Here is an 18858-nt window from a genome sequence, read left to right as displayed (position 1 = left end):
GGCACGCCGCAAAAACGGGCCGCCGGTTCCCGGTGGAACCGGCGGCCCGCTTCAGCCGCGGATCAGGCGAAGGCGTTCTGCACGACCTCGGCCTGCTCGACCTCGTGGACCTTGGCCAGACCGGTGGCCGGGGCGGCCATCGGACGGCGCGAGACCCGCTGCAGCTTGCCGACCAGCTCCGGGAACAGCTCCGGCAGGGCCAGGCCGAGGAACGGCCAGGCACCCTGGTTGGCTGGCTCTTCCTGCGTCCACCGGATCGACGTGGCGTTCGGGTACCGCTCGAACAACGCGCCCAGCTTGCGGTGCGGCAGCGGGTAGAGCTGCTCCAGCCGGACGATCGCGGTGTCGGTGATGCCGTGCTTGTCCTGGTGCGCCGCGAGCTCGTAGTACAGCTTGCCGGTGCACAGCACCACGTTGCGCACCGCAGCCGGGTCGGGCTGCTTCGGGTCGTCGATCACCGAGATGAACTTGCCTTCGGTGAAGTCCTCGACCGGGCTGCTCGCGGCCTTCAATCGCAGCATCGACTTCGGCGTGAACACCACCAGCGGACGGTGGATGCCGTCCAGCGCGTGACGGCGCAGCAGGTGGAAGTAGTTCGCCGGAGTCGACGGCATCGCAACCGTCATCGACCCCTCGGCGCACAGCTGCAGCCACCGCTCGATGCGACCGGACGTGTGATCCGGGCCCTGGCCCTCGTGCCCGTGCGGCAGCAGCATGACCACGTCGGACCGCTGGCCCCACTTCGCCTCACCGGACGAGATGAACTCGTCGATGATCGACTGCGCGCCGTTGAAGAAGTCGCCGAACTGCGCTTCCCACAGCACCAAGGAGTCGGGGTTGCCGACCGAGTAGCCGTACTCGAAGCCCACGGCCGCGAACTCCGACAGCGCCGAGTCGTAGACCAGGAACTTCGCCTGGTCGTCCGACAGGTTCTGCAGCGGAGTGAACTCGGAGTTGTCCTTGCGGTCGATGAGCACTGAGTGCCGCTGGACGAACGTGCCTCGCCGGCTGTCCTGACCGGTCAGGCGGACCTGGCGGCCTTCCATGACCAGCGATCCGAACGCCAGCAGCTCGCCGAAAGCCCAGTCGATGCCGCCCTCGCGGCCCATCTTGGCGCGCCGCTCCAGCACCGGCTTGACGCGCGGGTGCGGGGTGAAGCCCTCGGGCAGGTTGATGTGCGAATCGGCGATGCGCTCCACGGTCTCCCGCGGGATCGCGGTCGTCAGGCCGCGCGGCACCTGCTGCTCGGACTCAACCGACGGGCTCGGTGCCGGCGGGTGCTTCTCCAACTCGCGGACCTCGTTGAACACGTGCTCCAGCTGAGCGGCGTAGTCCTTAAGAGCCTTCTCAGCCTCTTCGACGGTGATGTCGCCGCGGCCGATCAGAGCCTCGGTGTAGACCTTGCGGACGCTGCGCATCTTGTCGATCGCGTCGTAGATCTTCGGCTGCGTCATCGACGGGTCGTCGCCCTCGTTGTGCCCGCGGCGGCGGTAGCAGACCATGTCGATCACGACGTCCTTGCCGAACGCCTGGCGGTACGCCACGGCCAGCTTGGCAACCCAGACGCAGGCCTCCGGGTCGTCACCGTTGACGTGGAACACCGGGGCACCGATCATCTTCGCCACGTCGGTGCAGTACTTGCTGGAGCGCGAGTGCTCCGGCGCAGTGGTGTAACCAACCTGGTTGTTGACGATCACGTGCACCGTGCCACCGGTGCGGTAGCCCCGCAACAGCGACAAGTTCAGCGTCTCGGCGACCACGCCCTGACCAGCGAACGCGGCGTCACCGTGCAGCAGCACCGGTAGGACGGTGAAGCCCTCCTGACCCTTGTCCAGGATGTCCTGCTTGGCGCGGACGATGCCTTCGAGCACCGGGTCGACGGCTTCCAGGTGCGACGGGTTCGACGTCAGCGACACCTTCGTCTCGCCGTCGCCGAACATCCGGAAGTACTTGCCCTCGGCACCGAGGTGGTACTTGACGTCGCCGGAACCGTGCGCCTGCCCCGGGTCCAGGTTGCCCTCGAACTCCCGGAAAATCTGCGAGATCGGCTTGCCGACGATGTTGGCCAGCACGTTCAGCCGACCGCGGTGCGGCATGCCGATGACGACCTCGTCGAGCTCGTGCGCCGCCGAGGTGTCCAGCACGGCGTCCAGCAGCGGCACCACGGTCTCGGCGCCTTCCAGCGAGAATCGCTTCTGCCCGACGTACTTGGTCTGCAGGAACGTCTCGAACGCCTCGGCCGCGTTGAGCTTCGACAGGATGTACTTCTGCTCAGACGGCTCGGGCTTGGTGTGCGGCTTCTCGACCCGCTGCTGCAGCCATTCGCGCTCGTCGGGTTCGAGGATGTGCATGTACTCGACGCCAACAGTGCGGCAGTAGGAGTCGCGCAGCACGCCCAGCACGTCGCGGAGCTTCATGTGCTCCTTGCCGGCGAAGCCGCCGACGGCGAACTCCCGGTCCAGGTCCCACAGGGTGAGGCTGTGCGAGAGGACGTCGAGGTCCTCGTGCCGCCGCTGCCGGTAGTTCAGCGGGTCGATGTCGGCCATCAGGTGGCCGCGGGTGCGGTACGCGTCGATCAGCTCGAGCACGCGGGCAGTCTTGTCCACCGCGCCCTCGGGGATGTCCTGCGTCCATCGCACCGGCTCGTACGGGATGCGCAGCGAGGAGAAGATGTCGTCGAAGAACCCGTCCTCGCCCAGCAGCAGCTGGTGCATCTTGCGGAGGAAGTCACCGGACTCCGCGCCCTGGATGACCCGGTGGTCGTAGGTGGACGTTAGCGTCACGATCTTGCTGATGCCCATGTCGACCAGCGTCTTCTCGCTGGCGCCCTGGAACTCCGCCGGGTAGTCCATCGCGCCGACGCCGAGGATCGCACTCTGACCCTTGGTCAGCCGCGGCACCGAGTGGTTGGTGCCGGACGGGCCGGGGTTGGTCAGGGAGATCGTGGTGCCGGCGAAGTCGTCGGCGGTCAGGGCGTTGCCGCGGGCCTTGCGGATGATGTCCTCGTAGGCCTGCCAGAACTGCTGGAACGTCATGTTCTCGCAGCCCTTGATGGAGGCGACTACGAGGTTGCGAGACCCGTCCTTGGCCGGCAGGTCGATCGCCAGGCCCAAGTTGATGTGCTCCGGCGTGACGGCAGCGGGCTTGCCCTTGGCGTCCTCGCCGTAGTGGCGGTTCATGTTCGGGAAATCCCGGACCGCCCGAACCAGCGCGTAGCCGATCAGGTGCGTGAAGGAGACCTTGCCGCCCTTGTTCCGCTTGAGGTGGTTGTTGATGACGATGCGGTTGTCGAACAGCAGCTTGGCCGGCACTGCGCGCACGCTCGTCGCGGTCGGCACGGTCAGCGACTGGTCCATGTTCTTGGCGATCGCGGCAGCGGCCCCGCGGAGCGTTTTGACGTCCCCGCCGGCCTGGGGCTCCTTCACCGGAGCGGCCTTGGCCGCCTGCTGCGGCGACGGCTTGGGCGCGGGCTTGCTCGCCGGGGGTGTGGTCGTGGCGGCGGCCGACGGGACCTGACCATTGGTCTCGCTGGGGCGCGTCGCCGTGGCCGTAGTCGTCGGAGCCGCTGCAGCGGCGGCCGCAGCAGCGGTGTTCTCGGTTGCTGCCTGGCCCGGCTTGTAGTCGGCGAAGAATTCGTGCCACGCCGAGTCTACGGAAGTGGGATCTTGGAGGAACTGCTCGTACATCTCCTCGATCAACCACTCATTGGGGCCGAACTGTGACGCAGGGCTGCTGGACACGGCTGGCGTTCGCCTCGATCCATATGCTCGTGATTTACAGACACACTCAGGTACCAGGCTAGCGGTCCGATTCGCGAGGTTGACACACAGTACGGCCGTTCGGTCGACGAGGTCGGTCACAAAATCGATCAGGAAAGACGAGCTTGCGGGTAATGGCCCCAGGTCCGCTCGTGTCAATGATCATCGACCGCACTCGATATGTCCCACTCGAAGTCGACATTGCTCGGTACTACTCCATTTGGGTTGTCGCCCAACACCAGTATGACGTTTCGTCGACACGCTGTGTTCCTGACCTGGGAACGAGGTTTTTCGCATTTTGGGCAGTACGGCACTCCAGTCCCACCCGTCCCGCCAGCGGTGTGACCGATCCCTCCTGCGGTTGCGGAGCGTGCCCGAAAAATCCCATTCTGTGCACCCGTGCGTCTCTGCTGTCCGCTGCGGGGCGGTGGTTCCCTTCCACCACTCCAGCAACGCCTGTGCCGGCTGCGGATGGCAGGAAGGTTCCCTTCCTCACATCACACGGGCTGGTGCGGATGCGGTGGATGGCAGGAAGGTTCCCTTGCTCGCGTCACAAGGGACGCCACATGCGTGACCGCAGGCTCGTGGCAGGAAGGTTCCCTTGCTCACACCAGCCTTCGACGGGCACGTCACCCCATCAGTGGTCACGTCCTCCTCACGCCCAGCGGAGGCACGATCTGACCCTAGGCATCGAACGCCTGGCGATGAGAGTGCTCCCCCAATGGCCGCTACTGGACCCGAGTCTGCCCGGTGTCCGACCCGGTAGCTCCCATTAGGCGATGTTGGTTTCGCCGATGTCCGGGGGCTCCTCGCTTGGCTCTCCGTCCGCCGCCCGCCACAGGCGCGCGTAGTGACTGTTGTCCGCGAGCAGTTCGGCGTGGCTGCCCTGCTCGACGATCCGGCCTCCGTCGACGACCACAATGCGATCGGCGCGGGCGGCGGTGGCGAGCCGGTGCGCGACGACGAACGTCGTTCGCTTGGCTGCGACCTGGTCGCTGGCCGCAACCACCATCGATTCCGTCGCAGGGTCGAGTGCCGCGGTTGCCTCGTCGAGCAGCAGGACGTCGGGGTCGACCAGCTCTGCCCGTGCAAGCGCGACCAGCTGCCGCTGGCCCGCCGACAGTCCGCGCCCACGCTCTCCCACCTGCTGCCGGAAGCCTCGTGGCAGCATGGCGATCCCCGGCAGCGCCCCCACCGCCCGGGCCGCTGCCTCGACCTCGGCCGGATCGGCGTCCGGGCGCGCGTAGGCGATGTTGGTGGCGATGTCCCCGGTGAACAGGTGGCCCTCCTGCGGCACTACGGCGAGCCGCCGGTGGAACGCCGCCAGGTCGTAGCTGCGGATGTCCTGCCCGTCGACCAGCACCGCGCCGTCGGTGGCGTCATAGAACCGGGCGATCAACTTGATCAGCGTCGACTTCCCGGCGCCGGTCGCGCCGACCAGCGCCACGGTCTCGCCGGGCCGCACCCGCAGCGCGATGTCGCGCAGCGCGAACTGGTCGGTGCCGGGGTAGCTGAACGACACCGACCGCAACTCGATGCCGCCTTCGAACCGTTCCGGCACCGGGGCGGGGTCGGTGGCGGCGGGCACCGAAGTGGGCGTCCGCAGCAGTTCCCCGATCCGCTGCAACCCCACCTTGGCCTGCTGGTATCCGTCGAAAACCCCGGACAGTTGCTGCACGGGCGAGAAGAACAGGCCGAGGTAGAGCAGGAACGCGACCAGCACCCCGGCGGTCAGGTCGCCCGAGGCGACTCGCGCCGCGCCTACCCCCAGCACCACCGCCTGCGCGATCTCCGACAGCAGCGCGACGAACGGGAAGTAGGTCGCGATGTAGCGCTGGGCGCGCAGCCGGGACCGCCGGTAGGCGTCGCTGCGCTGCGCGAACACCTTCGCGGCGTGCCCTTCCCGGCGGTGCGCCTGCGCCACCCGCATTCCAGAGACGTTCTCCTGAAGGTCCGCGTTGACGGTGCTCACCCGCTCGCGAGCCTCGGCGTAGGCGGTCGCCGAAACCTTGCGGAAGATCAACGTGGCCACCAGCAGGGCGGGCAGCACCGCCATCGCTACCAGCGCCAGCGAAACATCGGTGATCAGCAGTGCGCCCGCGATGCCGAACAACGTCAGCACGCTCACCACGAAGGTCGCCAGCCCGGTCTGCAGGAACGTCGACAACGCGTCGACGTCCGTGGTCATCCGAGTCATGATCCGGCCGGATAGCTCGCGTTCGTAGTAGTCCAGCCCGAGTCGCTGCAGATGCGCGAAACTGCGCAATCGCAGCAGGTAGAGCAGGGTCTCGCCGGTTCGCGAGGTTATGACGGTCTGCAGCTTGACAACCAGCCAACCCCCGGCGACGATCACGGCGCCCAGGCCCGTGGCGATCCAGAGCGCATCGAGGTCGCCTGCGCTCACACCGCCGTCGATGCCCTGGCGGACCAGCGATGGCAAGGCGATCGACGTCAGCGCGTCCCCGGCCACCAGCAGCACTGTCAGCAGCAGGCCCCAGCGGATCGGCCGCAGCAGCCGGGAGAGCTTGAAGTCCGGGTCCGGCGCGGTGGGGTCTTCGCTGCGCAAATCGGGCTGATCGGTCGCGGGCGGCAGCTTCCGGATGCCTTCGATCAACTCGGGTGTCGGCGGCATCGTCATGCCGCCCATGCCGCCCATGCCGCCCATGCCGCCCATGCCGCGTGATGCGGGCGTCCTGGCGGCGTTGCCGGTTACCGTCGGATCGGCGTCGTCCTCCGTTGGCCAGAGCTCCGGCGTGATGCCTTCCGAACTCGGCACGACCCGGCCGTCGCAGCGGTTGTCGATCGATTCCCCAGGCCCGGCGAGCAGCGACCGGAATAGCTCGCAGCGCTGGTTCAGCTCGTCCTCGGTGCCGATGTCGACGACGTGTCCTCCGTCTATGACCGCGATCCGATCGGCCAGGGCCAGCGTCGAACGGCGGTGCGCGATCAACAAGGTGGTGCGCTGCGCGGTGACCGAACGGAGGGTGTCGTGGATGGCCGCTTCCGTCGCCGGATCCACCGCCGACGTCGCGTCGTCGAGCACCAGGATGCGCGGGTTCGAAAGCAGCGCCCGTGCGAGCGCCACGCGTTGGCGTTGCCCGCCGGACAGCGTCAGGCCGCGCTCGCCGACCGTCGTGTCGTATCCGTCGGGGAGAGTGGTTATGAACTCGTGCGCTTCGGCCGCTTTCGCAGCGGTGATCACATCGGCTTCCGAAGCGTCCGGGCGGCCGTAAGCGATGTTGCCGCGAATGGTGTCGGAGAACAGGAACGCCTCCTCGAACACCACACCGACCGCGGCGCGCAGCGAATCCAGCCGCAGCTCGCGGATATCGTGGCTCGCCGAGCCGTCGACGGCGGGGCCGATCTTGATGCTCCCCGAGTGCAGGTCGTAGAAGCGCGGCAGCAGCAGCGACACCGTCGACTTGCCCGATCCGGCGGGGCCGACCAGCGCCACCGTCTCACCTGGGCGGACCTGCAACGACGTGTTGCAGAGCACCGGCTGATCACGGGTGTAGCCGAAGCTGGCGTCGTCAAGCCAGACCTGCAGCGGCCCTTCCGGCAGCGTTGCTGCTCCGGGCTTCTCCTGCACCTCGGGCTGAGAATCGATCAGCTCGTGGATACGTTCGACACCGGCGCGCGCGAGCTGCGCCTGGATCATCACGCTCGACAACATCCGGGCCGGACCGGCCAACATCGCCACGTACCCGGCGAACGCTACGAACGTCCCGAGGCTCACCTGGTCCTGCAGCACCATCCAGCCGCCCAGGCCGAGCACCCCGACCTGCCCGGCGCTGGGCAGCGCGGCCAAGCTCGCCGCGGGCGTGGAAGTCATCCGGGCCGCGCGCAGGCGCTCGCCGAACAGCCGACGAGCACGGCGCTCCAGCCGCCCGACCTCGCGGTCTTCCTGGCCGAAGCCCTTCACGACCCGGACACCGGTGACGGTTTCTTCGACGTGCTGCGCGATGTCCGCGGCCCGCTGCTGCGCCGACCAGGTCGCCGGGAACAGGCTCTTCTTGCTGCGCGCCGAAACAACCGCGATCAGCGGAGCCACGATCAGCGACACCACCGTGAGCAGCGGCGACAGCCACAACATCGCCACGATCGCGAAAAGCGCGAGCACCGCGGTTCCGGCCGCCAACGGCAGCATCGACAGCAGCGAGTTCACCATCTGCAGATCGCTGATGGAGCGGGACACGACCTGTCCCGTGCGCAGCGCATCCTGCTTCCCGCCGTCCAGCCGCTGCATCGCCGCGAACACCGCGCGGCGCAGGTCGTGCTGGACGTCGAGGGCGAGCCGCCCGGCGCTGTAGCGGCGGACGAACGCCGACACGAAGCGGAACACGCTGAGCGCGAGGAGCGTGATCACGATCCACGACAAGCGGTCGGTGCTGTACGCGACGGCATCATCCACCGCGACCTTGGTCAGCAGCGGAACGAGAGCCTCCAGCCCGACAGCCGTGACGGACGCGCCCATCGCCAACGTCAGAGCAACGGGGTGCCGACGGCAAGCGGCGAAGAGGCGACGGATCCAACCGCCAGAAGACGGACGAGGATTACCAGGGTCGCTCACACCCGCCAGGTTATGCCGCCCCACCGACCATGCAGACCGGCCGAACCCCCTCTGTGACCCTCGCCAAACGGAGAGGCGGTTAGAGCAAGGGAACCTTCCTGTCACAACAGCAGCCGCGACCGGCGCCGGGAGTGACAGGAAGGTTCCCTTGCTCACGTCACGACGGGGCCGAAGGTCGGAGTGACAGGAAGTTCCCTTGCTCGCGTCGCTGGACCTCGCCGACGGCTGGGCGATGGCAGGAAAGTTCCCTTCCACCCGAGCTCAGGCGACCCCAACGATTCGGCAGGCGAGGGTTGGAAAGCAGCAAGGGAACCTTTCTGCCACCTACGCCTGGTGGCAGGAAGGTTCCCTGCTCGCGTCGTCCGCCTCAGTTGATGTCGCGTCGGCGGCTGACCAGCCAGCCACCGGCGATGAACACGGCGGCGTATCCGAGGAAGGTGAGCAAGCTCGCCCACCACGGGTGGCCGTAGGTGCCGCCAAAGAAGAGGTGCAGGAACTCGAAGGCCGCCCGCGGCGTGTTCGGCTCGTCGGGCCCCGCCACCGCAGTGACGAACAGCGGCACCGCGAGGTTCGCCACGATGCCGTTCCCCGCCGTCCCGGGTAGGTAGGGGCTGATACCGGCGGCGGGGGATTCGATCAGGCTCAGCGACAGGATGAACTCGACCATGAACTTGTAGACCAGCGGCACGATGATCGCGAGCACGGCGTTCGCGACCAGCGCGCCGAAGCCCACGCCCAGCAGCGTCCACAGCACCATCGCGAGAACCGCCGCCGCGCCGACGCTGAGCCAGTCGCCGAGGCTGCTGAAACCGCCGATGTCCCGGCCCGCGCCCAACAGGCCCCCGACGCTCGCGAAGAGCACGTTCGCGAGACCGTAGATTAGACCGACGCCCGAGCAGGCGATCAGCTTCGCCACCAGCACCGCACTACGTGGGTTGCCTGTGAGGTACGTCGTGGTGATGCTCTTGTTCCGGAACTCGCCGGCGAACGTCATGGCGCCGAAGAGCGCCGCGAAGATCGTGCTGAAGTTCGTCGACATCGACACCGACAGCAGCCCGAGGGGCACTGTCCGGTCGAACCGCTCCACCGCGTCGATGAGCGCGACGATGGAACTGCCCAACCAGCCCGCGCCGAAACCGAGCACCGCCACCGGGATGAGCAGCGCCCACCACAGGCTGGTGCTGAAGATCTTGCGGAACTCCGCCTTGACGAGCCCGCCCATCAGGCATTTCCCCCGAATCCGTGGCCACCCGGGGCGGGCCACTGCACGCCGTGCTGCTGGACGCCGGTGTACTGGCCGTTGGTGAGCTGGAAGAACAGCTGCTCCAGGCCGATCCGCTCGTCTTGCATCCCGTACAGCGCGATCCCGGCCTCCAGTGCGAGGTCCGCGACCGCGCGGGAGTCTGCGCCGGTCACAGCGATCCGGCCGTCCGGGAGAAATTCGATGCCGTACCCGGCTTCCTGCAGCTTGTCGACGAGCTTGCTGGGGTCGGCGGCCTGCACGAGCGCCCGGGAGCGTTGCGCGGCGCGGAGCTGATCGAGGTGGCCGTCGAAGACGCAGCGCCCGCGGCTGATGATCACCAGCTGGTCCACGGTGTGCTCGATCTCCCGCAGGAAATGGCTGGACATCAGCACCGTTCGACCGCTCGCGGCGAAAGCCTTCAGGAAGTTCCGAAGCCAGGCGATGCCCTCCGGGTCCAGCCCGTTGGCCGGCTCGTCCAGCACGAGCACCTGCGGGTCGCCGAGCAACGCGGTGGCCAACGCCAGCCGCTGCTGCATGCCCAGCGAGAACGTGCCCGCCTTGCGCTTCGCGGCGGCGCTCAGCCCGACGAGTTCGAGAGCCCGGTCCACCTGCGCGTCCGGCACGTTCATCGCGGCGGCGTAGCACCGCAGGTGCTGGCGCGCGGTGCGGCCAGGGTGGAAGCTCTGCGCGTCGAGCACGGCACCGACCACGGCCGCCGGGTTCGGCAGCTGGCGGAACGGCAGGCCGTTGATCGTGGCCGTGCCCGCAGTCGGCGTGACCAGGCCGAGGAGCATCCGCAGCGTGGTCGTCTTGCCCGACCCGTTGGGTCCGAGGAACCCGGTCACAGAGCCGGGGCGCACCGTGAAGTTCAGGTCCTGCACCGCGTTGACCGGGCCGAAGCTCTTGCTGAGTCCCTGCACAATGAGCCGGCCACTGCCGTCGTGCACGCGCGTCCCTCCATCCGTCACCCGTTCAGCCGTCGGTGACCATCCTGCCGGACAGCGACGTGGGCCCAGGCGCGGAGGCTTCGTTTTCCCAGGTTGTTTTAAGCGGCCTGCGGCGGATCCGGTTAGGGGTGGGGGCGAGGAGCCCTCAGGGCCAGCGGATGGACCGGTCGATCACGGACGCACGGTAGACCCTGCCCCGACCGGTTTCGAGGTGGCCGATCGTCATGGGAGTGCGAGGCGGGGTTGAGTGCGAGGTGGTCAGATCGGGGCGGATGAACTCGTTGGTGTCCCAATCGCTCGGCCCGGGACCGGTCGAGGAGACGACCGGGGCGGGGATGACTTCGACGTCCTTCATCTCATCCTCCGACCTGCGCCGCAGCTTCCGCCGCAGCGCTTCCAAACCGGTGCTGCGGGCGTGCGAGGGCTGCCCGAAATGATCAACGATGAGCTGCCGGTGCGCGGTCAGCCACACGGTGCACGGCCACGGCCGGCTGGGCAGTGTGCCCTGGCAGGAAAGGCACCTGCCGTCCTCGTCGGGATCGTGTTCGTCGAGCAGGGCGCGGAGGCCTTCGGTGAGCCGGTAGAGCTCGGTGCGGGCGAGGGGCAGCAGCACTTCGGGGGTGTCGTCCGCGGCTGCCAGGTCCACTCTGTCGAGCAGATCGAGGACAGCTCTTCGCAACGCCGCATCTGTCACGTCGTCTCCCACCGTCGTTTCGAGTGCGTCGGTGTTGCCGACGGGGATTGCGGGAACGGGTACCCCGCCGACTCCATCGGGTGACATCGGCAGTCGGAGGACACGCCTGCACGGGCACCACTCGACGCTCACCTCATCGAGTGGTTATCGATTCGCCTTGAAATTGGCGGCCATGCGGCGGCTCGCGTCGTCGGCAAATGGGCGATCGTGGCCTACACTGACAGTGGCGGCCTGCTCCCGGTGACCCCCAGGCTGGTTGAGCGGGCCGCCCCGTTCGGCTGTTTGAGCCCGTCACCCTTTCGGTGGTCCGAGTCCGTCCTGCGGCTGAGTGTCCCGGCGTGTTGCGACGACTTCCCAACCGGCGGGCATTCGAAGCTGTTAGGAGCAAGGGAACCTTCCTGCCATTCGTGGCAGGAAAGTTCCCTTGCTCACAGATCAGCTCAGGACGCTGCTGAGCGGGGTGCTAGGGAGGCCGTGCGCCTCGGCGACCGGCTCGTTGACCAGCTTGCCGTCGTGGGTGTTGAGGCCACCGGCCAGCGCGGCGGCCGCGCGGCATGCCTTCTGCCAGCCCTGGTCGGCGATGCGCAGCACGTACGGCAGCGTGACGTTGGTGAGCGCGTGCGTCGACGTGTTCGGCACCGCGCCCGGCATGTTGGCCACGCAGTAGAACACCGAGTTGTGCACCCGGTACGTCGGTTCGTCGTGCGTGGTCGGGTGGGAGTCGGCGAAGCAACCGCCCTGATCGATGGCGATGTCCACCAGCACGCTGCCCGGCTTCATCTCGGACACCAGGTGGTTGGACACCAGCTTCGGCGCCTTCGCGCCCGGGATCAGCACAGCACCGATGACCAGATCCGCGGCCCGCACCGCCTGCTCCACCGAGTACCGGTTGGACGTTACGGTGCGGATCTGGCCGTGGAAGTCGCGGTCGATCTCGCGGAGCTTGTCGACATTGGTGTCGAGCAGTTCGACATCAGCACCCATGCCCATCGCGACGCGCGCGGCGTTGAGGCCAGCGACGCCACCGCCGATCACCACGACCCGCGCCGGGTGCACGCCGGGAACACCGCCCGGCAGCACGCCGCGACCACCGCTGGGGCGCATCAGCGAATAGGCGCCGACCTGCGGGGCGAGACGCCCGGCGACCTCGCTCATCGGCGCCAGCAGCGGCAGGCTGCCGTTGGAGGTCTGCACCGTCTCGTAGGCGATACCGGTGACCCCGGACTTCAGCATCGCGTCGGTCAGCTCGGCGGAAGCCGCCAGGTGCAGATAGGTGAACAGGACCTGGTCCCGTCGCAGCTGCGGGTACTCCTCGGCGATCGGCTCCTTGACCTTGAGGACCAGCTGGCCTTCCGCCCACACCTCCTCGGCGGTGGGGAGCACCTTCGCGCCGGCCGCGAGGTAGTCCTCGTCGGGGATCGAAGAGCCCGCGCCGGCATTCGTCTCCACGAAAACAACGTGGCCGCGGGTCGTCAGTTCGTGCACGCCCGCAGGTGTGATCGCGACACGGTATTCGTTGTTCTTGATCTCGCGCGGCACTGCGATCTTCACGGCGGAATCCTTTCGTCTTCTGTTGCGCACAACAATCCGCTGCCACTGCAGGGGGCGCATCATTCCCGCCGGATGAGATTGCCCCGCGCGCTTTGTGCTCGCAGCACAAAGCCCCCGGAGCGCCGCTTAAGCGCGCGAACGGGGCACGGACGGCCGGACCTGACAGGAAGGTTCCCTTGCTCGCGTCACCGACGGGCTCTGCGCGCCCGGTGGTGACAGGAAGGTTCCCTTGCTTTCAGCCGTGCTGCGCCCATCGGTCGGCGAGCACTTGCGCGAACAGCGCGGAGCGGACGTTGGGGTCTTCGAGGTCGACTTCCACGAGTTGGGTGAGCCGCTTCATCCGGTACCGGAAGGTGTTCGGGTGCACGCGCAACTCGCGGCTCGCCTGCCGGGGATCGCCGGGGTGGCGCAGCCACGCGTGGAGCGTGGCCAGGTATTCGGTGCCCTGCGTTCGGTCGTGCTCGCGCAGCACCGGTAGCGGGCCGAGGGCACCGATACCGGCGTCGGTCGCCGCACCGGCCATCCGGCTGAGCACCAGCAGATGCCAGTTCTCCTCGTACACCGCCACCCGCTGCTGTAGTTGGCCGGCGCGCAGCAGGCTGATCAGTTCCTCGGCTTGCGACCGCGACTGGGAAAGCTCGGCGACCGCCACCGCGGTGCCCGCCGCGATCAGCGGGCGCGGCGAAACGTCGTGGGACGTGAGCGCTGCCCGCAGATCCGGCCAGCCGCCCGCGCGCCCCCGGTCGGGCACCAGTGCGTAGAGCATGGTGCCGATCTCGGTGACCAGCGGGCGCCGCCCGATCCCGCGCGTGATCCACTCCCACATCGCCAACCGGTGCCCCTCCGCGGGGCTGGCGGACGGGGGCATTTCGATGGCGACGACTCGGTGCGCTTCGGCGGGCACCGCCAGTTCGTTCGCTGCCGCCCGCCAGCCTTCGCCGCCCTCCAGTAGCAGCCGCACCTGTTCGGCGGATCGGCGGCGTGCCCCGTCCGCCACCGCACGCCACCGCAGCAGTTGCAGTGCAACCAGAGGTGCGGTGTCGGCGAACGCGGTGGAGCGCTCTTCGGAGACCTCGCCGGGGACCACGGCCCACATCGAGCCGAGCAGTTCGCCGCCCATCCGGATCGGCACCACCAGCCGGGGCAGGGTGCCGTCCTGCTGGGCGGGTACGAAGATCGCCGAACTGCCCTTGCTGAGCTGGCGGAACGTGCCGCGGGCACGGAACTTGGCGAGCACGTCGTCGGGCTGCCTCCGGCCCATGATCGTCGAGACCCGCGCCGGGTCGGTGAGGTCCTGCCGGGCGGAGTAGGCCAGGACCTGGGAGCGCGCGTCCTCGATGGTGACTGGCGCGTCCACCACGTCCGCCACCGCGTCGGCGAGCCGGAACAGGTCCCCGACCCCGGTGCTGGGTGCGTCGGCCTCCTCGATTTCGGTCCCGGCCAGCGCGGCACGGATCAGCCACACCAACTGCGCCCACGCCGTTCCAGGCCGGACCTCGACCAGCGCCACCCCCGCGGCCCGGGCTGCCGCGGCCACCGCGTCGTCCGCCGAAATCGGTGGTTTGAGCAGCACCGCTGCTGCACCCTTCGCGCCGCAATTCCTCGTCAGCGCCACCGCGTGCTCGCTGTCCGAGATGCCCACGCCCAGCACGAGATCGCCGCCCGCCGCCGTCGGCGGCTGATCGGGTTCGGCGATGACGACGTCCCCGACGCACACTCTCGGTTCCGGGGCGACCACGGTGCGCAGCAGTGTAGGGCCGACGCGCTCGACCAGTGCCCGGATCTCCAGCATCACTGGCCTCCTGAATGCCTAGGGCAGCCTCCGGGCGTGGTGGGGGAGGGCATTGACACCAGAGCTGGCCCGTTTATCGTTGCTGAGCACACCGACAATCGCATACCGGCCGTCGACCCCGTGCGGGAGAGACCCTGCGAGCTCACGCCGAGCTCCCAGGGCGCCGAAGGAGCAAGACTCCCCACAAACTCTCAGGCACCCATGACCGTTCGGGCGAGGCAACTCTGGAAAGCGTGCGTCGCATCGACGCTCCACCCACGGTGCAAGCCGCGATGACCTGCGGCGAAGCTCTCAGGTTCCGCAACAGAGGGGGAGGCCCAGCCACCACGGGCACGAGTGCCCCCTGACAGCCTTGGAGCCTCCCAACATGTCCCTGCCTGCGCACCTGCTTTACTCCGAAGAGCACGAGTGGATCGAGGACCGCGACGAAGTAGTCCGCATCGGCATCACCCAGCACGCCGCGGACGCGCTCGGCGACATCGTCTACGTGCAGCTTCCCGAGGTGGGCGACAAGATCGAAGCGGGCCAGGCCTGCGGGGAGCTGGAGTCCACGAAGTCCGTCAGCGACCTGTTCGCGCCGGTGACCGGCGAGGTCGTGGCGCTCAACGAGTCCGTCGTGGACGCCCCGGCGCTGCTCAACGCGGAGCCATTCGGCGACGGATGGCTGCTCGATGTGCGCCCGACCAGCACCGGTTCGCTGCTCACCGCTGAGCAGTACGCCGAGTTGATCGCGCAGTAGTGGGCCAGGCGAGGTAGGAGGCGGTCAATGGCGATCAGCGTCTTCGACCTGTTTTCGGTGGGTATTGGGCCGTCCAGTTCGCACACGGTTGGTCCGATGCGTGCGGCGCGGTTGTTCGTGCAGCGGTTGCACAGCGCGGGGCGGTTGCCGCTGGTCGAGCGGATCAAGGCGGAGTTGTTCGGGTCGTTGGGTGCGACCGGGCATGGGCACGGTAGTCCGAAGGCTGTGCTGCTCGGTTTGGAGGGGCACAGTCCGGAGACTGTTGATCCGGCGGCGGTGGAAGGCCGGGTCAGCGAGATCCGGGAGTCCGGGCGGTTGCGTTTGGACGGGGTGCAGGAGATCCGGTTCACCGTAGACCGTGACTTGGTCATGCACCGGCGCAAGTCGTTGCCGTTGCACCCCAACGGGATGCGCTTCGCCGCGTTCGGTGCCGATGATGCCGAGCTGGACAGCGCGGTGTTCTACTCGGTGGGCGGTGGCTTCGTCGTTGACGAAGACGCTACCGGCACTGATCGGATCAAACCGGACGAGACCGCGGTGCGGTACCCGTTCCGCACGGGTGTAGAACTGCTCGCGCGGACCGAGCAGTCGGGGCTGCCGATCAGCGGTGTGATGCTGGCGAACGAGTTGTCGTGGCGTGGCGAGGATGCCGTGCACAAGGAGTTGCACGGCATCTGGCAGGTCATGCGTGAATGCGTTCACAACGGCTGCCGCAACTCCGGTGAGCTGCCCGGTGGGCTGAAGGTCCGTCGTCGGGCGGCGGAGCTGGCGGCTTCATTGACCGAGCGCGACGATCCGCTGGAGTGGGTCACGCTGTTCGCGCTGGCGGTGAATGAGGAGAACGCGGCTGGTGGGCGGGTGGTGACCGCACCGACCAACGGTGCGGCCGGGATCGTTCCTGCGGTCCTGCATTACTACACGCGCTTCGTGCCTGGCGCGGATGATGCTGGTGTCGTGCGGTTCCTGTTGGCGGCGGGTGCGGTCGGCGTGTTGTTCAAGGAGAACGCGTCGATTTCGGGTGCGGAGGTCGGTTGTCAGGGCGAGGTGGGTTCCGCGTGTTCGATGGCTGCTGCCGGGCTCGCTGAGGTGCTGGGTGGAACGCCGAGACAGGTGGAGAACGCAGCGGAGATCGCGATGGAGCACAACCTCGGGTTGACCTGCGACCCGATTGGTGGGTTGGTGCAGATTCCATGCATCGAGCGCAACGCGGTCGCGTCGGTGAAGGCGATCACGGCTGCGCGGATGGCGTTGCGCGGCGACGGTAGCCATTTCGTTTCGCTGGACAAGGTGATCAAGACGATGCGGGAGACCGGCCGCGACATGAAGGTCAAGTACAAGGAAACGGCCCGCGGCGGCCTCGCCGTCAACGTCATCGAATGCTGACCCTGCCGCGCGACCAGCGCGAGCACGGGAACCTTCCTGCCACCATCCGGCCGCCGGAGAGCTCTGCCGCTTGAGCATGGGAACTTTCCTGTCACCCGGTGTGCGGTGAATGCGTCCAGGTGCCGATGGTGGCGTCATTCTGCTGTCGGCATCGGCGTGCCCGTTGGTGCGAGGATGGGAACTTTCCTGTCACCGCTCGGCCCGGCCTCGTGAGGATGGGAACCTTCCGGTCACCGCTCGGCCCGGCCTCGTGAGGATGGGAACCTTCCTGTCACCGCTGTCCGTCGCGGAGCGGCCGGATGCCGTGCACCGGGGTCCAGCCGAGGAGTTGCCGCGCCGCTTCGCTGCTGACGCGGTGCGAGGGTTCGGCTGCCGCGTTCGGGTCGTGGCGGGGCGGCGGGCTGTCGTCCGCGCGGGCCAGGTCGCGGTAGTAGTCGGCGACCCGCACTGGTTGGTCCGCTACGTTCAGCGTCTTGCCCGCGCATCCGTGCTCCAGCGCGGTGACCACCGCGTCCGCGTAGTCGCGGGCGTGCACCATCGACACCCACTCGCGGCCATCACCGGGGATGGGCAGGTCTCCAGCGCGCAGCCGGGCGCGCTGCTGGTCCTGCACCGTTCCCGGGCCGACGAAGCGTCCGCCACGTAGGATGCTCCACGCGATCTCGCCGGCGGGCAGGTTGCGAACCGCGGTCTCCATTGTCAGGACCGGGTCGACGAGGTTCGCCCGTTCCGGCCGGTGGTCCAGCGGTGCGGCCTCGGTCAGCTGGTCGTCGCCGCCGTCGGCGTAGACCATCGTGATGCTCATCTGGACGAAGCGGCGCACTTTGGCTTCCTGCAACGCCCCGGTCACCACGGCGGTCCCGGCGCTGCGCAGCGCCGTGTTCCGCGCCCAACCGCCCGGCACGGTCGGCGTGGCGGGGACGGCAGTGGCCGCGTTGACCACCGCATCCACCCCCTTGAACTCCGCCGTCAGCAAGCGTTCCGCCTCCGGGTCGAGCAGCGAGGCGCGGATCCGGCGGGCTGCGGCCGGTAGCCGGTCGAGGCGGTCGGGCGCCATGACGGTCACATCGTGTCCTCGGCGCAGCAGCATCGGGACGAGGTGGCGCCCCAGGACCCCGCTGGCCCCGATGGCGAATACGTGCATCGTTTCCTCGTTTCGTCAGTTCCGCAACGGTTCGGCGAGGTCTGCGGCGTACGACCGGTAGTCGCGCGGCGGGCGGCCGGTGATGTCGTTGATCGCCGTCGTCACCGCCTCCGCGTCGCCGGCTCGGTAGGTGGCGTAGAGCTGCAGGCGCGCCGCCACCGCCCAGTCGGGGACCCCGGCCGAACGCATGGCCGCCGCGACCTCCGCCGGCTCGGCATCCACGTGCCGGATCCGGCGACCGGCCACTTCGGACAGGATGGACGCGACTTCCCGGTAGCTGAGGGCTTCCGGCCCGGTGAGGTCGTAGTCGCCGACAGCGTCCGAGGTCAGCAGAGCCGCCGCCGCGAGCCCGATGTCCCCGACGTCGATCATGCTGACCCGCGCCGCCCCGACCGGCAGCACGATCGCGTCGTGCCCCCGGATAGTCGGCAGCCACTGCAGCGCGTTCTGCATAAAAGCGTTGGGCCGGAGCACCGCGTGCGCAAGACCGGAGGCGCGCAGTTCGTCGTCGCCGACGCCGTGCTGGTGATGGATGCTCGACGCGGCACCGGGCCGCGCACCGAGCGCGGACAGCTTCACCACTCGCCCGACCCCGGTCTCCGCGCTCGCCGTGATCAGATTGCGTTGCAGCACAAGCTGTTCCGGGTGGAACGGCGTGAGCAGGAACAGCCGGTCCGAGCCGTGCAACGCGCGCAGCGTCGCCGCGCGATCGGTGAGATCGCACTCGACGACCGTCGCGTCGGGCGACAGGTCGCGGTTCGGCGAGCCGGGGCGCACAAGTAGGCGCGGGCGGTGGCCGAGCTTCACGAGCTCGCGCGTCACCGCGCGCCCGACGACGCCCGAGGCACCTGCGACGGTGATGGTCACTAGTGCACCCTCTTCCGTGCGAGCCCTTGGATGGGGCTTGTGGTAGGAACTAGGCGGAAGCCGGGGTGACGGCCGGTGGTGGTCGCCCTTCGAGGGCCTGTATGACACTGCCGCCCCCGGCTTCCCCGGAACCGCGGATTGATGACAGAGGGATGCGCCGTAGAGCGCCG

The 18858-nt window shown here is 68.4% G+C and carries 11 protein-coding genes and 2 riboswitches; of the genes, 2 read left to right on the top strand and 9 right to left on the bottom strand.

Going from position 1 to position 18858, the window contains the following annotated elements; translation table 11 throughout:
• Positions 1-62 precede the first annotated feature (62 nt).
• From ACWDKQ_RS20205 to ACWDKQ_RS20175, 7 genes are all read right to left on the bottom strand, one after another.
• Entirely contained in the window at positions 63-3686 is a 3624-nt protein-coding gene (locus ACWDKQ_RS20205) for a multifunctional oxoglutarate decarboxylase/oxoglutarate dehydrogenase thiamine pyrophosphate-binding subunit/dihydrolipoyllysine-residue succinyltransferase subunit (RefSeq protein WP_450140297.1), read from the bottom strand.
• Positions 3687-4530: 844 nt separating this feature from the next.
• On the bottom strand, positions 4531-8337 hold the full coding sequence (locus tag ACWDKQ_RS20200; protein ID WP_450140296.1) for an ABC transporter ATP-binding protein: 3807 nt from the start codon (positions 8335-8337) through the stop codon (positions 4531-4533).
• A 358-nt stretch (positions 8338-8695) separates the two neighbouring features.
• Positions 8696-9550: an ABC transporter permease gene (locus ACWDKQ_RS20195; RefSeq protein ID WP_450140282.1), complete on the bottom strand. Its 855-nt coding sequence runs from the start codon at positions 9548-9550 to the stop codon at positions 8696-8698.
• On the bottom strand, positions 9550-10518 hold the full coding sequence (locus ACWDKQ_RS20190; protein WP_450140281.1) for an ABC transporter ATP-binding protein: 969 nt from the start codon (positions 10516-10518) through the stop codon (positions 9550-9552). The genes ACWDKQ_RS20195 and ACWDKQ_RS20190 overlap by 1 nt, the downstream gene beginning before the upstream one ends.
• A 145-nt stretch (positions 10519-10663) precedes the next feature.
• Positions 10664-11299, bottom strand: a complete 636-nt coding sequence (locus ACWDKQ_RS20185) for a hypothetical protein (protein WP_450140280.1) — start codon at positions 11297-11299, stop codon at positions 10664-10666.
• Between the two features lie 348 nt (positions 11300-11647).
• Positions 11648-12763, bottom strand: coding sequence for an alanine dehydrogenase (gene ald, locus ACWDKQ_RS20180; RefSeq protein ID WP_450140279.1), 1116 nt, complete (start codon positions 12761-12763; stop codon positions 11648-11650).
• 235 nt (positions 12764-12998) lie between these two features.
• Complete coding sequence (locus tag ACWDKQ_RS20175) at positions 12999-14555, bottom strand: PucR family transcriptional regulator (RefSeq protein WP_450140278.1); 1557 nt, start codon at positions 14553-14555, stop codon at positions 12999-13001.
• Between the two features lie 113 nt (positions 14556-14668).
• Positions 14669-14773: riboswitch (glycine riboswitch) on the top strand.
• Positions 14774-14872, top strand: a riboswitch (glycine riboswitch).
• A gap of 50 nt (positions 14873-14922) precedes the next feature.
• Between ACWDKQ_RS20175 and gcvH the strand changes: the two genes are divergently transcribed.
• Together gcvH and ACWDKQ_RS20165 are read left to right on the top strand one after the other, a co-directional pair.
• Positions 14923-15294, top strand: coding sequence for a glycine cleavage system protein GcvH (gene gcvH, locus ACWDKQ_RS20170; RefSeq protein WP_450140277.1), 372 nt, complete (start codon positions 14923-14925; stop codon positions 15292-15294).
• 27 nt (positions 15295-15321) lie between these two features.
• On the top strand, positions 15322-16677 hold the full coding sequence (locus tag ACWDKQ_RS20165; RefSeq protein WP_450140276.1) for an L-serine ammonia-lyase: 1356 nt from the start codon (positions 15322-15324) through the stop codon (positions 16675-16677).
• Between the two features lie 271 nt (positions 16678-16948).
• On the opposite strand, the gene ACWDKQ_RS20160 is transcribed toward ACWDKQ_RS20165, so the two are convergent.
• Positions 16949-17821: an NAD-dependent epimerase/dehydratase family protein gene (locus tag ACWDKQ_RS20160; protein ID WP_450140275.1), complete on the bottom strand. Its 873-nt coding sequence runs from the start codon at positions 17819-17821 to the stop codon at positions 16949-16951.
• A 15-nt stretch (positions 17822-17836) separates the two neighbouring features.
• On the bottom strand, positions 17837-18688 hold the full coding sequence (locus ACWDKQ_RS20155) for an NmrA family NAD(P)-binding protein (RefSeq protein WP_450140274.1): 852 nt from the start codon (positions 18686-18688) through the stop codon (positions 17837-17839).
• Between the last annotated feature and the right edge of the window lie 170 nt (positions 18689-18858).

It is taken from the genome of Saccharopolyspora sp. NPDC000995 (genome assembly GCF_053599315.1).
This window is presented reverse-complemented; position numbering and strand designations above follow the sequence as displayed.